Origin of the sequence: Saccharopolyspora soli, assembly GCF_022678645.1 — a bacterium.
Classification (GTDB): domain Bacteria; phylum Actinomycetota; class Actinomycetes; order Mycobacteriales; family Pseudonocardiaceae; genus Saccharopolyspora; species Saccharopolyspora soli.
On record NZ_JALBWV010000043.1, the window covers coordinates 51,975 to 66,052 of the forward strand.

Consider the following 14,078-nt stretch of genomic DNA (forward strand, 5'->3'; position numbering starts at 1 on the left):
AGTCGCGAGTGCCGTGTGCAGCCCGGAAGCCTTTGCGGGCCTTGGTCATTCGATCAACCTTGTTGCGGATGCCTTGTCCGGCGCGGTTTTTGGGCGCGGTCGGCGGCCCTGGCGCGGCCGTAGTCGGCCAGGGCGTGGAAGGCCGCTTTGGGTTCCCAGGGCAAGCCCGAGTAGGTCGTCCCGGAGCGGCCTTGGTCGAGGACTTTCACGATGCCGTAGCTGGCCGTGTCGAAGTCGCGTTCGGGTTCGGCTGAAGTCGGCAGGTCCCAGCGGGCGAAGGTGTAGACGAAGGCCGCATCCACACCTTCCTCGTCGTAGATGTCGAGCAGTTCCAGCACGTACCTGGCCTGGTCTTGTTCGTCTCGCACGACGGCCGAGGTGAAGCGGACCGGGCGGGCGTGCTCGTCGTACTCGACGACGTCGCCGTTGCGCGAGGCGTGATCGGCCGCGCCGCGGTAGGGAGCGCAGCCGAATTCGGTGACGGCGAACGGTTTTCCCTGCGAGGTCTGCGCACGCAGGCTCTCGCGCAAGCCGGGCGCGGTGGCCGCGTCGCGGTAGCCCGCATCCGTGGCGATCATGTCGAAGGGGGCCCAGTCCACGCCTTCGAAGGGCAGCGATGCGTAGCTGACCGGGCCGCCGAACCGCTTGCGGACCTCGGTGACGGCCTGGGCGAGGAAGGCGTTGACGCGGGCACGCGTTTCGCGAAGCGCGGCGGTCCGGCACGCGGGGTCGGTGAGGGCGCGAAGCCGCTCCTCGTGATCGTCACCGGGCAGGAAGCCACTGTTGAACAGGCTGATCTCGGAGCCGGTGAGGAACACGACGGCGGCCCCTTCTCGACGTAGCCGCTCGGCGCGTTCGGCCCCGTCCAAGAGGAACTGCATCAGCTCGTCCGATGTGCGGCCGTTGGTGAACGGCGAGTACCAAACCTCCAGACCAGCCGCTGCGGCGTGTCGTGCGGCGGTTTCCAGGCGGTCCGGGTCGGCTCCGGTGATGCGCACCGCGTCGCAGTGCAGGTCGTCGCGGATGATCTGCATCTCGCGGCGCACGGTGTCCGGGTCGAAGGGCTCGTGGGTCGTCGTCCCGCAACTCGAAAAGCCGGTGTCGTAGTTGATGCCGTACACGCGCATGGAGGTCTCCAGCAGGTTTCGTCGAGCATGGCGACGCCAGACTAGATGAAAAATGCGTGCGCGCAAGTTTGCGTGCACGCACTCAAGGTGGGATGCTGAAACGGTGACGACACGTCGGACCGGGTTGCGCGAGCAGAAGAAACAAGCCACCCGCGAGGCGCTGCGCAGGGCGGCGCTGCGGCTGGCTCTTGAGCGCGGGCCGGACAACGTGCGCGTCGACGACATCGCCGAGGCCGCCGGGGTCTCGCCGCGGACCTACAACAACTACTTCTCCAGTCGCGAACAGGCGATCGTCGCCGCTGTCACCGCCGAACGCGAAACCCGAGTCGCGACAGCCGTTGTCGCCCGACCCGCACGCGTTCGCCTCGCCGACGCCGTCATCGAGGCGGTCGTGGCGCAGTACACCGATCCGAGCGAACCCGGTCGCGACGCGCTGCTGCTGATCATCACCTCTCCCGCGCTGCGCGACACGTTCGTCGACACCGCGACCGCGATGGAACACCCACTCGCCGACGCGATCGCCGAGCGGCTCCCCGGCGCCGATCGGTACACCGCCCGCGTGCTCGCCGCGAGCGTGGCCGCTGCGGTTCGCGTCGCACTCGAACGCTGGATCCAGCCCCCTGCCGCCGCGAATGGCGGGCTCGTCGTACCGTCCGGCTCGCTACCCGACCTTCTCCGCGCCGCTCTCGCGCCATTGACACCCGCGCTCAACGCTGCAGAAAAGCGGCCAAGCCAACGCTGAGCAGGCAGTCGGCGCGTCAGATGTTGGGTCGACTGGCAGGAAGCGGGAGATCGGCGTCGCGCACTCCTATTCCTGGATTCCATCCGAGGCGGCGCGAGATGCTGAACGCGCTGGCCAGCACGGGGGCGACGACGGTTGTGAGGTCGAGCGAGCCCGAGCGGACGACGACGGAGAGGGCCGCGACGACTCGTCCTTGCGCATCGACGATGCGGGCCGCGACCGAATCGGCCTCCTCTGTCGTCTCCTCGTGCACGGTTGCCGTTCCCGACCGCCAGCAAGCCGTGAGCTCGGCGCGCAGCTGCGCCGGGTCGGTCACTGTTCGCGGGGTCAACCTCGGGAGCTCCGCGGCGAGGACTTCTTCGATCAGCTGCCGCCCGCCGTGGGCCAGGAGGACCTTTCCCACCGCCGAAGTGTGCAGGGGGAGTCTTCCCCCGACGTGCGAGGCAAGGCCGACGGCGTTCCGGGCGGAGAAGCGCTCGACCACGACGGCTTCGTGGCCGTCGAGCACCGCGAGCTGCACGTGCTGGTGCAGCGCTTCATGGAGGTCCTCCATGAATGGCAGCGCGACCGTGCGCAGTGGCACCGAAAGCGGCGCGAGTGTGCCCAGCTCCCAGAGCCGCAGGCCGATCGTGAACTTCCCGTCCACCGTGCGATCTAGCGCGCCAGCAGCGAGAAGCTCCTGGACGAGCCGGTGCACCGTGGCATGCGGTAGCGCCGTGCGACGGGTCAAGTCGGCAAGGGACAGCACGCTGTTCTCCGGCCGGAACGCGAACAAGACCTGCAGCAGCCTGGAGCTGACGCTGCGCCCCGGCTCGTTCGTGCGTGGCATGACACCTCCGTCCGACCTGCTGGCGAGTTGAACTGTAGCTCCGCCGTCCCGACCACGGGTCGGGTTGTCCGTTCAATGAACAACGGCGTTCTCGCATGGTGGCGGATGTGCCCACAATCGCCAACCCGAACGAGACGAAGGAGGGAGCGCCGATGTCAGTGTCGTTCGCGCATCAGCCTCGGATCGCCGTTGTTGGTGGCGGCATCGGGGGACTGGCCGCCGCCGCGTTCCTGGGCCGTGCGGGGCTGCGGGCCACCGTTTACGAGCAGGCGCCCGAACTAGGCGAGGTCGGAGCCGGGCTCGTCGCCAGCCCGAATCTCGTCCTGCTCCTGCGCCGGCTCGGCGTGCTGGACCGGTTGCTTGAGTGCGCCGTCCCGATCGAGGTGGGGTGGGAGTTCCGCCGGTGGGAGGACGGCCGCGTGCTGTCCGCCGAGAACCTCGATGCCTGTGAACGACTGTACGGAGAACGGACCTACACCGTGCACCGCGCCGACCTGCTGAACGTCGTCCAGGCCGCGATTCCGGAGGGATCGGTCCGGCTCGGTATGCGTTGCCTGGCGGTGGAAATCGGGGACGACGGCGCGGTGCTGACCTTCGCCGACGGCAGCAGGGCGGCGGCCGACGTCGTGATCGGCGCCGACGGTGTGCACTCGACCGTCCGTGCAGCGTTGATCGGACCATCCCCTGCGACCTTCTCGGGGCTGTGCGCTTTCCGCGCGCTCGTCCCCGCTGAGCGCGCTCCGGACTTCGCCCGGCGCCTCGCCCACACGCTGTGGATCGGCCCTGATCACCACCTCGTCCACTACCCGATCTCGGCCGGAAAGATGATCAACATCGTCGCCTTCGCCCCGGCGGGCCAGGACGTCGTCGAGTCGTGGAGCGCGACCGCGACCAAGGAGGAGTTCTTGGCGGAGTTCGAGGGTTGGGACCCTCGGCTTCGCGAACTGCTCCACGCTTCCGGCACACCGGGGCGGTGGGCTCTGCTGGACCGCGCGCCGCTGGAGCGGTGGAGCCGGGGTCGCGTCACGCTCCTCGGCGACGCCGCGCACCCGATGTTCCCGTTCTTCGCCCAAGGCGCCGCCCAGTCGATCGAGGATGCCGCCGTGCTCGCCCGGTGCCTGGCGGCCGACCTCGCGGATCCGTCCGGAGCACTGCTGCGTTACCAGTCCATCCGCCGGGAACGGACCGCCCGCATCCAGGCGGTCAGCCATCAGCGGGCCGACCTCAACCACCTCGCCGACGGCCCGGAACAGCAGGCGCGTGATGCGTCACTCCGCGACTCGGACCCGTTGGCGGCCAACGGATGGATCTACGGCTACGACGCCGAACAGGCAGAAATGGAGGCTTCGCGGTGACACGTTGATCCCACTTCTCGAAGTCGGCGGTGTGATGTCGGTTTTGGGACTGGTCTCGACGGTGGCGCTGTACGTTGTTGTCGACCTCTTTTCATGGGTTCGGCGTTCGAAGGAGTCTGCGGCGTGGTCGTCACTTTCGATTCAACCGGCTTCCAGCGCGTCGATGAGACGACCTGGTTGCATCCCGCCAATGGGGATCGGATCAGCGTGAAACTCAAGAACACGCCGCTGGCCGAGTCGGCTTGGCTGGAGGACATCCCGACCATGCGGCGCAACCTCGCCTTCGAGTACGCGCGGTTCGGATGTCTCATCGAGGCCGAGCCGGTGGTGCTCGGCGGCGTTCGCGGAGTGTGCCAGGTGATGAAGGCACAGATACCGAACGCGCCCAGCGGACAGGTCTTCATGGCGAGCATCTTCCTGGCGAAGGCCGGTTGCCATGCGATGGTCAGCTGCTCCGCCGAGGAGACCGGGATCACCGGGGCGCGGGAGGTGACAGTCATGGTCAAGCTCGGCCTCGTTCACGGCGATGGCTGGGTCCTGCCGCATCCCTACGCACCCGAACTCCAGGGCGCCCTGCCGTTCCACCGCGGTGACGACCCGGCGTGGGACGCGCAGTTCCCCGACCATCCGCTGTCGCGGGTGCGGGCGCGGGTGGGGTCGATGCTGGCCACGGCGACGGTCGATCCCGCGTTCGCCGCCCTGCCCGACTTCGTCCCCAGCTCCAACCGGTGATCCGCCGAACGTGTCTACCGTGGACATAGGAGGTCTGGGCGGTGGGCAGGACGTGGCGGATCGGCCAGGTCGTCGACGGGCGTTACGAAGTCGTTCACGTGCACGACAGCGGCGGCATGGGTCTGGTGTACCGGGTTCGGCACCTGGAGTGGGGCGCGGATCTGGCGGTGAAGTGCCCCCGGGTGGAGCTGTTCGGCACCGAGGAGCAGCGGGAGCGGTTCATCGCCGAGGCGGAGATCTGGGTGTCGCTGGGCCTGCACCCGAACGTGTGCGGCTGCCACTACGTTCGCGTCCTCGACGGGATCCCGCGGGTGTTCGCCGAGTACGTCCCGGACGGCAGCCTGCGCGACTGGATTGACGATCGCCGCCTGTACGCCGGTGACCGGGCCGCTGTGCTCGCCCGCATCCTGGACGTGGCCGTGCAGTTCGCCTGGGGATTGGCGCACGCGCACGGCCGTGGGCTCGTGCACCAGGACGTCAAACCCGGCAACGTTTTGCTGGATGTCACCACGAGCGGGGTCATCGCGAAGGTGACCGATTTCGGGTTGGCCCGCGCCGGGGCGGTGGCCACCGCGCCGACGGCCGCGGACGCGCCAGCGGGCGCGAGCGTGGTGGTGTCCAACAGCGGCTTGACCCTGCCTATGCCTCGCCCGAACAGGCCGCGGGGGAGCAGGTGGGCCGACGCACCGATGTCTACAGCTTCGCCGTGTCCGTGCTGGAGATGTTCACCGGCGGGATCAGCTGGATGTCCGGCGCGGCGGCGGGCGCGGCGTTGACCGTCCGGCGCGAGCGGTCCGAGCCGGGAATCCCCGAACTGCCAACGGAACTGGCCGATCTGCTGGAGCGCGGTCTGCGCATGGACCCGTCCGCGCGGCCCGCGTCCATGGCCGAGGTTGCCACCGAACTCGTCGAGATCTACCGCCGGGTGATCGGGACGCCGTATCCCCGTTCGGCCCCGGTCGCCGCGGACCTGCGGGCCGACGAGCTCAACAACCGCGGCCTCTCACTGCTCGACCTCGGCCGTCCGGCCGAGGCCACCGAAGCGTTCGCCGCCGCGCTGGTCGCCGATCCGCAGCACCTGCACGCCACTTACAACACCGGCCTGCTGCGGTGGCGGCGCGGCGAGCACACCGACGAGGACCTGATCGCGACTCTCGACGCGACGATCGCCAGCGGCGCTGATCCGGACGAGGCCCGTCGACTCCTCGCCGAGGTGCACCGGGAACGCGGCGACCACGACCAGGCGGACGCATTGCTCGGCCGGGAACCGACGGTTCGGTCCAGCGGCACGCGCCGCATTCCCTGGTACGTCTACGAGGATCGCGTCGAGACCTTCTTCGACATGCGGATCCGTCGGCAGCCGCCGACGATGCACGTCCGCTTCACCCGAGACGGCACGCGTGCGGTGACCGCCTGCGATGGCGTGCTGCGCGCCTGGAGTGTCCATGATGGACGGTGCTTGCGGGAACTGGCTGCCCCGACAGTCGAGTTCAAGTTCGACATCAGCGATGATGGCCGGTACGCGATCACCGCCGGGCCGAGCGCCGTGCAGTTCTGGGATCTGGCCGAGGGCCGTTGCCTGCGGGTGTTCGATGCCCCCGAGGACTGGAATCGGAGTCTGTGGTCGGCGTCGGTGTGCCTCAGCGGCGACGGGCGGGTCGCGGTGTCGGCCAACTACGACGGAACCGTGCTCGTCCGGGACTTCCCCAGTGGCAGGCTGCGGCTGACGCTCGATGGGCACAACAGCAATGCGAACGCCGCGATCAGCCACGACGGGCGTTTCGTGCTCACCGCGGGCCGCGAGGACGGCACGGCGCGGCTGTGGGAGGTCGCCACGGGCCGGTGCGTCCGCGTCTTCGACGGCTACATCCTCGACGGCTACAAGGGGGTCGACACCCTCCACCTCAGTGCCGACGGGCACCTGGTGGTGCTGGCCGCTGGCGGGCGGATCCGGGTCTGGGACATCCACAGCGGGCGCACTCACACCCTGGATGGGCACACCCGCGTGGTCGGCTCGGTGTCGGTGTCCGACAGGTTCGTCGTGTCCACGAGCGCGGACGACACGCTCCGGCTGTGGGCGCTCGACAGCGGACGATGCCTGCGCACCTTCCGCGGGGACAGCGGCCCCGTGCGGGCGGGCCACCTCGACGCGGCGGCGGGCGTGCTGCAGTCCGCCTGGCAGGCCGATCTCCTTCGGTGGTGGGCAGTACCCGCGAGGTACACCGCGCCGCTTCGGCTGAGCAGACCGCGCGAACACGACGAGCTGAGCAGGCTCGACACCAGGGTGGCGGACCTGATGAACCGGGCACGGCTGGCCACCGACCCACGCGCAGCCCTGGAGCTGCTCGCCGAGGCCAGGGCGGTGTCCGGATACGAGCGGGAACCGCGGCTGCTCGCGGCGTGGCGGGAAGTCGGCCGATCCGCGGTCCGAGTCGGCCTCCGCTCCGCCTGGCCCGGCCGGGTTTTCGACTTGTCCACCGGGAATTTCGCGCTGGAGTTGAACGCGGACGACCGGATCGCCGTGTCCGGCGGGGGAGACGGCACGGTTCGAGTGTGGGATGTGGACAGTGGGACCTGCCTGCGGGTGATCGCGAAACATCCGAGCTTGGTCAACGCCGTCGGCGTGAGCGACGACGGGTCGCGGGCGATGTCCGCGAGCCGCGACGGAACCATCGCCGCGTGGTCGGTCGAGACCGGTGAGCGGATCAGCGTGCTCGACCGTCCACTGGCGCTGGGCGCGACCGCAGCCGCATTCGACCGAGCCGGGCAGTTGGCCCTGGTGGCCGGGGCGGACTCGGTGATCCGGCTCTGGAACCTGGACACCGGCGCGTGCGAGCGGGAGATGCCAGGACACGCCCAGCGGATCAGCGCGCTCTGGCTCGGTCCGGACCTGACCGCGTCCGCGGGGTCGGACGGCGTGGTGCGGCTTTGGGACCTGGAGACCGGGCAGTGCCTGCGAACGCTGCACGGCCACACCCATTCGGTGATGTCGGTCTGCCTGAGCCCGGACGGTCGGCATGCCCTGTCCGCAGGCGGGTACACCGACCGGACGATCCGCTGGTGGGATACCGCGACAGGCGAGTGCCTGCGCGTCTTCGGCGACGAGCCGGACAACCCGCGAGCCGTCGACTCGGTACCCAAGGTCCAGTCCAAGAAGGTGCGGTTCAGCCCGGACGGCCGGTTCGCGCTCTCCGGTGGATCCGACGCCACCGTGCGGATCTGGGAACTCGCCACCGGAAGATGCCTGCGCGTCCTCGACGGTCACAACGGAGAAGTGAGCGCTGTCGTGATCAGCAGCGACGCTCAGTTCGTGCTGAGCGCGAGCTGGGACGGGACCATCCGGCGCTGGGAACTCGACTGGGACCTGCGGGCGCCCTGACTGCTCTAGCGAGCACACGCGAGCAGAGCGCGGCGCAACTCGTCCGCGGTTTGGAAGGCGCTCTTCGGGTTTTCGCGGAGCGCTTCGTCGATCACCTCGGCAAGGGGCTCCGGGATGTCCGGCTCACGTCGCCGAATCGGCACTGGCTCGGCTTGCAGGATGACCTGCCAGGGATCCTTGCCGCGCGGGAAGTCCCGCGGGTGCGCGCCGGTGAGGGCGTGGTAGAGGCACGCCGCGAGCGCCCAGACGTCCACGGCTGGCGAGGCGTCCCGGAAGTTGACCACTTGCTGGCGGGGCACGTACCAGGGCTTGCCCGCGGTCGTGCCGGTTCGGGTCAGGCCGCTGAGGCCAGCCTGGTCGAATGCCTTGGCGAGGCCGAAGTCGCCGACCTTGGCCACCAGCGGGCCATCGGCCTCGCCCAGCAGGATGTTGTGCGGGCTCAGGTCGCGGTGCACGACGCTCTCGCCGTGCGCGTGTGCCAGGCCCTCCAGGATCTGGCAGGCCAGCCGCGCGGCCTCGGCGGCTTCGAGCCTGCCGCCCGCGCGCGCCAGGAGTTGGTCGAGGCTGCCGCCAGCGCAGAACTCGGTGGTGAAGTAGAACGTGCCGTTGGCGAAGCCCGAGTCGTACAGCGCGGCTATGTTGGGGTGCCGCAGCGCCTTGGTGAGCTCCGCCTCGCGGAGGAACCGCGCGCGTGCGGCCGGGCTCGCCGCGACCCTGGGCAGCATCACCTTCAGCGCCACCTCCCGACCGGTCTGGTCGTGGCGGGCGAGGTGCACCGCACCCATTCCGCCGCGGCCGAGCTCGCGAAGCAGCGTGTACCCGGCGATCGGGGCGAGTTCGCGCTGCCCGCTGCGCGCGAGATCGGCCAAGCGCCGGATCGCGCCGCCCGGCTCGGCTTGGCAGTCCGAGCAGACGTACTCGCCGGACCGGCCGCCGAGGTCGCTGCCCACCTCCTGGCCGCATGCCGCGCACTGGGCCAACGACAGGGTGCGTTGCCCGGCGGGAAGCCGGATGTCCACCCGGAACACCGTCTTGCCGAGCCGGATCTCGTCGCCGTCGATCAGGTCGTGTTCCAGGAAGGGAAGCGCGGCGCCCTCCTCCGGCGTCTGGTGCGCAGCCCGCTGGCCGATCTTCTCGCCGTTGATGAACGTGCCGTTTAGGCTGCCGAAGTCGCGGATGCGCACGTCGGGCGGGTTGATGTCGAGCAGGCAGTGGTGCCGGGAGACGGTGCGGTGGTGCTCGTCGTCCGGTAGTCGCGGCGTGCAGTCGTTGGCGCGGCCGAGGATGCAGGTGGTCCGCTCGGTGAACGCGTACTCGGTGCGGTCGAGCCGACCCCGGACGAGCCGTAGCGTGACGGTGGCCGTCATCGAGCCGTACCTCTTGGTTCGGTTGTCGTCCACTATGGACAATTTGTTGTCAGTCACCTCGCTGACCCGCCACGTCGGGATCCTCGCCGAGCAGGTGCAGATCCGAGGGCATCAGCGTGGTGCTCCGCAGCAACGCCTGAATCAGGTTGTGGTTCAACGTGTTTCCCACCGGATCGCCGACCCCGTCCTCCCGCCGGATGCCGGGAATCGGATCGGGGCCCTCGGCGAGCCGCTCGCGCACCGCGCCGACGATGTGCGCCGCGATCTTCGACGTCCACTGCCTGCCGTCCGGCAGCCGGTTGAGGTCGTCGGCCACCTGGTTCCACGACACCGGTTGCGGATAGCGCTCCTGGCGAAGGTACCGCTGAGCGAGCGCGGTCAGCACCAGGCGCTCCACCAGGCTCAGCTCGTACACGTCCGGTGCCTTCGTCCGGCTGTGCTGTCCGCTGTCGGCGTCGGTGCTCGGGGAATCGACGAGGTGGATCTCCAGCAGATGTGCCCGGCGCTTCGAGGGACCGATCAACAGCGGGGTGTATCCGGGTTCGATCGGCAATTCGTGTCCGGACAACAGCATCACCTCGCCCGGCAGTTGGATCGGCAGCTTGCCCCTGTTGCGAATCCACCAATCCCGGCCGTCGCACACCAGCATCCCGTGCAATCGGCTGACGTGCGGATCGTTGACGCCGATCGGCACGTGGACGTCGTCCTTGCCGCGACCGAAGTGGATGGTGAACTTGCGCGGCGGCACGGCGAACCCGCCGTCAGCGGCCAGCGCGAAGATCGTGCCCGGTGGCGCTGACGGCACCCCACCGGCCAGGCTGCGCGTGGAACCGGGCAACACCTGCGGGACGAACTCCCGAATCGCCATCTCGCCCTCCTCCATCCAACCGGGCGATCACATTACCGCTCCCTGCCTTGGGACCAGTCCCAATCGCGGCCTGCCGCGATAGCACCACAACGACCCAAGAATCGGTTCCGCATCACTCGTCAGCACCGATCACAAGATCAATTGACTGCTCCCCTTCCCTGGAGGGGTGGGGATTGTTGATCTCGTTTCCTCCGGGTCGTTCAGGGGATTTCTGGCTCAAAGCTGCCTTTGGATTCGCGGGCCTGCCCCCATTACGCACGCCCGGACCCGCGTCCGTGGAACACCGCCGGGTGCCTGCAGGTGTTGAACGAGCGGGCATGTTGAACGGCGGCGGAATTGGCCAGGTGCGGCGGGATTTGGCGGGCGGTCCAGGACCTTTGCGGAGTCTGGTCCGGATCGCGTGCGGCGTCCGGAGTATTGCCTTGTGGAATGTGACATTTTACGCTATGGAGCCATGTGACATTTCACTCTTGCCAACGTTGTCGGCACACCCCTACGCGCCACACGGAGGGACGGGCCCAGATGGCCGCCACCGGAACTGCCAGCTCGCGACCGGAACAACGGAGGTTCCTCGGACGTCCAGCGGACCTGTCCCCGCTGATGTTCACCGAGTTCTGGGAACGCGTCTCGTAAAGGGGGTGAGCTGACCGCCAACCGCCGCTCGCACCGTCGTAGCCGACCATCCCCGGAAGGAAGTACATGGGTTTCTGGCGACGTGCACCAAGTTCGAAAGCACTGATGGCGACGGGCGTCGCGATCAGCGCGGTACTCCTGACCGGTGCGGTGGCCCCCGCCGCCGTGCCCGACCCCGACGTTCAGACCGATCCGTTCGCCCCGCTGGACCCGCAGAACTGGCAAGACCAGGAGAACATGACCTGGGACGACTACCACGGCGTGCCGGGTTCCGATTGGGCCGACCCGAACCGGGAGCCCACGCAGCAGAAGCTGAAGATCGCCGTGTTGGCGGTCGACTTCCCGGACCAGCCGTTCGTCATCACCCAGCCCAAGGGCAGCGACCCGTTCGGCAACCCGCAGATCGACCCGGTGAACCGCGACTCGGTGGCCCAGTTCTACGCCGATTTCTGGGACAAACCGAGCGAGCTCAACCACGGGCACACGGTCAACGAGTACTGGATGGAGCAGACGCACGGGCGGATCGGCGTCGAGTTCGTCCCGTTCGGTCCCTACCAGGCGCCGCGGGTTTCCTACGAGTACGGCCTCAACGACATCGGTCAGGAGGGCCAGGGCTGCCCGAGCGGACACACCTGCGACGGGCGGTTGGAGGACGACGTCGACGCCCAGTGGCGGGCCGACGTCGGTGAGGAGGAGACCAAGAAGTACGACCGCGTCCTGCGCCTGTACGCCGGTTACGACGAAACCTCGGTGTGGCAGGAGTTCGGCGAGATGAAGTTCCAGAACAAGGAGGACATCCCCGACGAGTGGGGGCCGCCGGACCCGGCGCTGCCGAACTACGTCCGGGGCCGGTACACCGACTGGACCTCGTGGAAAGCGGGCGCGCAGCTGTGGGGGAACTCGGGAATCCGGCAGGGTGAGAGTTCGGGCACGATCACCCACGAGATCTCGCACACCTTCGACATCGGGGACAACAACAACAATCCCTACGTCCAGCCCTACCACCGCGCGGGCACCGGGCCGTTCGACCTGATGGACCGGGGATCGTTCAACGGGCCGGGCGGACCGCACAACCGCTGGCCGGTCCCCGCCACCCAGGGCGCCGCGATGCCAGCCGGTCAGACGTTGCGGACCAAGCTGAAACTCGGCTTCATCGACGACGACCAGGTGGTGCACCTGTCCCGCGAGGCACTGGCCGACAGCGGGGTGGCAGTGGTGCAGGTCAAGGCCAGGTCGGCGCAGCCGAAACCGGCTGACGTGCAGGGCGTGCTGGTGGATATGGACAAGGACAACACACAGCCGTGCGACATCAACGCCGACCCGTTGTGCGCGGGCCCTGGATACCGGAACTACACCATCGAGACGGTCCAGCGGATCGGTGCCGACTCCTTCACGCCGGACAACGGGGTGATGCTCACCAAGAACAAGCCGTTCGACGACGAGGGCGACAGCTGCGGGTACCTCTGCTTCAGCTGGATGGTCGACGCCAACCCGCAGGACATCAACATGGTCGACTACACCAAGCCGGACGGCACCCCGGTGATGCGCTCGATCGGTGACTACCGGCAGCTCAACGACGGGCTGTTCCACGCGGGTACCAACTCCGGGAGCCAGTACGAGTACGTCGACGAGGCCAACCGGCTGCACTTCTACGTGATCGACAAGTCGCAGACCCAGGCTGGCGAACTCGTCTACACGATGGCGGTGCGCTCGCTCGACGGCTCCGGCCCGCAAGAACGCGGGGTCAAGCTGGCCGACGGACATCCGGCCGGTGCCCCCGATGGGGCGGGATCCACCTGTGCGTTCGACCTGACCAACACCGGTAGCTTCCGGCCCGGCGGGGATCAGCCCGAGGACGTCAGCAAGTTCCTGCGTTCTGACGTCTACCGCCTCACCGCGAACGTCGAGGGAGCCGGTTGGCGGGCAGCCCTGCCGAACGAGCTGGCCACGGCCGGGTTCCACCAGACGACGAGCGTGCCGGTCGCCGTCGCCGCGGCCGAGGACGCGGCCGGTACCGGCAAGGTGACGCTGACCGCGACGTCGGAGAGCGATCCGACCAAGACGGCTACGGCCACCTGCACGGTCCAGCGCTGAGCCAGCACGAACACCACCCGTCCAGCCAGGACGGGTGGTGTTCGCGTTTTAGTACACAGTGGACATGCGTCTCGTGTTGACCGCGGCTTCAACTGAAACCGCGGTCAACACGATTCATCGGCGCGTGCTCTCCGGCTCCGGGTCGTCCGCCTCGTGCCCGGTGGCCCACAGGCCGCGGGCATGCGCGATGTGCCGGGTCATCAGGTCGAAGGTGCCCTGCGCGTCACCGCGCTCCATCAGGTCGAGCAGTTCGTGGTGCTCCTGCGCCGATCCGTCCAGGAGTCCGTGCCGCATCAGGTACTTCAGGCCGTACATGCGCGTCCGCAGGCGGAGGTTGGTGGCCAGCTCGACGAGTTGCCCGTTGCCCGTGTAGCCGAGCACGCAGGCGTGGTAATCACGATCGGCCGTCAAGTAGCCCGGCAGGTCCTTGCCCGCCGCGGCCTCGACGATGCGCTGGGCGAGTTCGCGCAGCTCGGCAAACCCCTCCGGCGGCACCGATCCGACGATGTCGCGAACGGCCGGAGGTTCCAGCAGCAGGCGGATCTCGGTGATCTCGTCCAGTTCCTTGTCCGAGATGCGGGTGACCCGGAAGCCCTTGTTCTTGACGGTTTCGACGAGTCCTTCCTCGGCGAGCTTCACCATCGCCTCGCGGACGGGCGTCGGCGACACGCCGAACGCACTGCCGAGCGCGGGAGCGGAATACACCACGCCCTCGTCCAGATCGCCGGAGATGATCGCGGCGCGCAACTGCTCTATGATCGTCTCCCGCATGCTGGTCTGCCGGTGCAGCGGGCCGAGCGGAATGTTCGACTTCGTCATGGTGTTTCTGGAGCTGTCGCGCCCCGGACGCCGTGCCGGGCTTTGCTGGGTTCCGACATCAGATCCTTCCAGGGCAACGGTGTGTAACAGGAACTATCGCTGAATGTAAACTACCATGTGACATTGCATTTTA

The 14,078-nt window shown here is 68.5% G+C and carries 11 protein-coding genes; 6 read left to right on the forward strand and 5 right to left on the reverse strand.

The window, feature by feature from the left end:
* Positions 1-53: 53 nt before the first annotated feature.
* The gene (locus MOQ72_RS28315; RefSeq protein WP_242188774.1) at positions 54-1,127 is read right to left on the reverse strand and encodes a hypothetical protein; all 1,074 of its coding nucleotides are present in this window, start codon (positions 1,125-1,127) and stop codon (positions 54-56) included.
* 103 nt (positions 1,128-1,230) lie between these two features.
* On the opposite strand from MOQ72_RS28315, the gene MOQ72_RS28320 reads away from it, so the two are divergent.
* Entirely contained in the window at positions 1,231-1,869 is a 639-nt protein-coding gene (locus MOQ72_RS28320) for a TetR/AcrR family transcriptional regulator (protein ID WP_242188775.1), read from the forward strand.
* 16 nt (positions 1,870-1,885) lie between these two features.
* Here MOQ72_RS28320 and MOQ72_RS28325 read toward each other — a convergent pair whose 3' ends face one another.
* Entirely contained in the window at positions 1,886-2,698 is an 813-nt protein-coding gene (locus MOQ72_RS28325; RefSeq protein ID WP_242188776.1) for an IclR family transcriptional regulator, read from the reverse strand.
* A gap of 152 nt (positions 2,699-2,850) precedes the next feature.
* On the opposite strand from MOQ72_RS28325, the gene MOQ72_RS28330 reads away from it, so the two are divergent.
* From MOQ72_RS28330 to MOQ72_RS45285, 4 genes are all read left to right on the forward strand, one after another.
* On the forward strand, positions 2,851-4,053 hold the full coding sequence (locus MOQ72_RS28330; protein WP_242188777.1) for an FAD-dependent monooxygenase: 1,203 nt from the start codon (positions 2,851-2,853) through the stop codon (positions 4,051-4,053).
* 123 nt (positions 4,054-4,176) lie between these two features.
* Positions 4,177-4,785, forward strand: a complete 609-nt coding sequence (locus MOQ72_RS28335) for a hypothetical protein (RefSeq protein WP_242188778.1) — start codon at positions 4,177-4,179, stop codon at positions 4,783-4,785.
* A 41-nt stretch (positions 4,786-4,826) separates the two neighbouring features.
* Positions 4,827-5,561, forward strand: a complete 735-nt coding sequence (locus tag MOQ72_RS44680; protein WP_308197976.1) for a serine/threonine-protein kinase — start codon at positions 4,827-4,829, stop codon at positions 5,559-5,561.
* The gene (locus MOQ72_RS45285) at positions 5,459-8,164 is read left to right on the forward strand and encodes a WD40 repeat domain-containing serine/threonine-protein kinase (RefSeq protein WP_308197977.1); all 2,706 of its coding nucleotides are present in this window, start codon (positions 5,459-5,461) and stop codon (positions 8,162-8,164) included. Before MOQ72_RS44680 ends, MOQ72_RS45285 begins: the two co-directional genes overlap by 103 nt.
* A gap of 5 nt (positions 8,165-8,169) precedes the next feature.
* Here MOQ72_RS45285 and MOQ72_RS28350 read toward each other — a convergent pair whose 3' ends face one another.
* Positions 8,170-9,588: a protein kinase domain-containing protein gene (locus MOQ72_RS28350; protein WP_242188779.1), complete on the reverse strand. Its 1,419-nt coding sequence runs from the start codon at positions 9,586-9,588 to the stop codon at positions 8,170-8,172.
* Positions 9,581-10,399 (reverse strand): FHA domain-containing protein, encoded by an 819-nt coding sequence (locus tag MOQ72_RS28355; protein WP_242188780.1) that lies wholly within the window; start codon positions 10,397-10,399, stop codon positions 9,581-9,583. The genes MOQ72_RS28350 and MOQ72_RS28355 overlap by 8 nt, the downstream gene beginning before the upstream one ends.
* Positions 10,400-11,137: 738 nt before the next feature.
* On the opposite strand from MOQ72_RS28355, the gene MOQ72_RS28360 reads away from it, so the two are divergent.
* Positions 11,138-13,126 (forward strand): metallopeptidase domain-containing protein, encoded by a 1,989-nt coding sequence (locus MOQ72_RS28360; protein ID WP_242188781.1) that lies wholly within the window; start codon positions 11,138-11,140, stop codon positions 13,124-13,126.
* A gap of 114 nt (positions 13,127-13,240) precedes the next feature.
* On the opposite strand, the gene MOQ72_RS28365 is transcribed toward MOQ72_RS28360, so the two are convergent.
* Positions 13,241-13,945 carry a GntR family transcriptional regulator gene (locus tag MOQ72_RS28365; protein WP_242188782.1) on the reverse strand — a complete coding sequence of 235 codons (705 nt, stop codon included), beginning with the start codon at positions 13,943-13,945 and terminating at the stop codon, positions 13,241-13,243.
* Positions 13,946-14,078 lie beyond the last annotated feature (133 nt).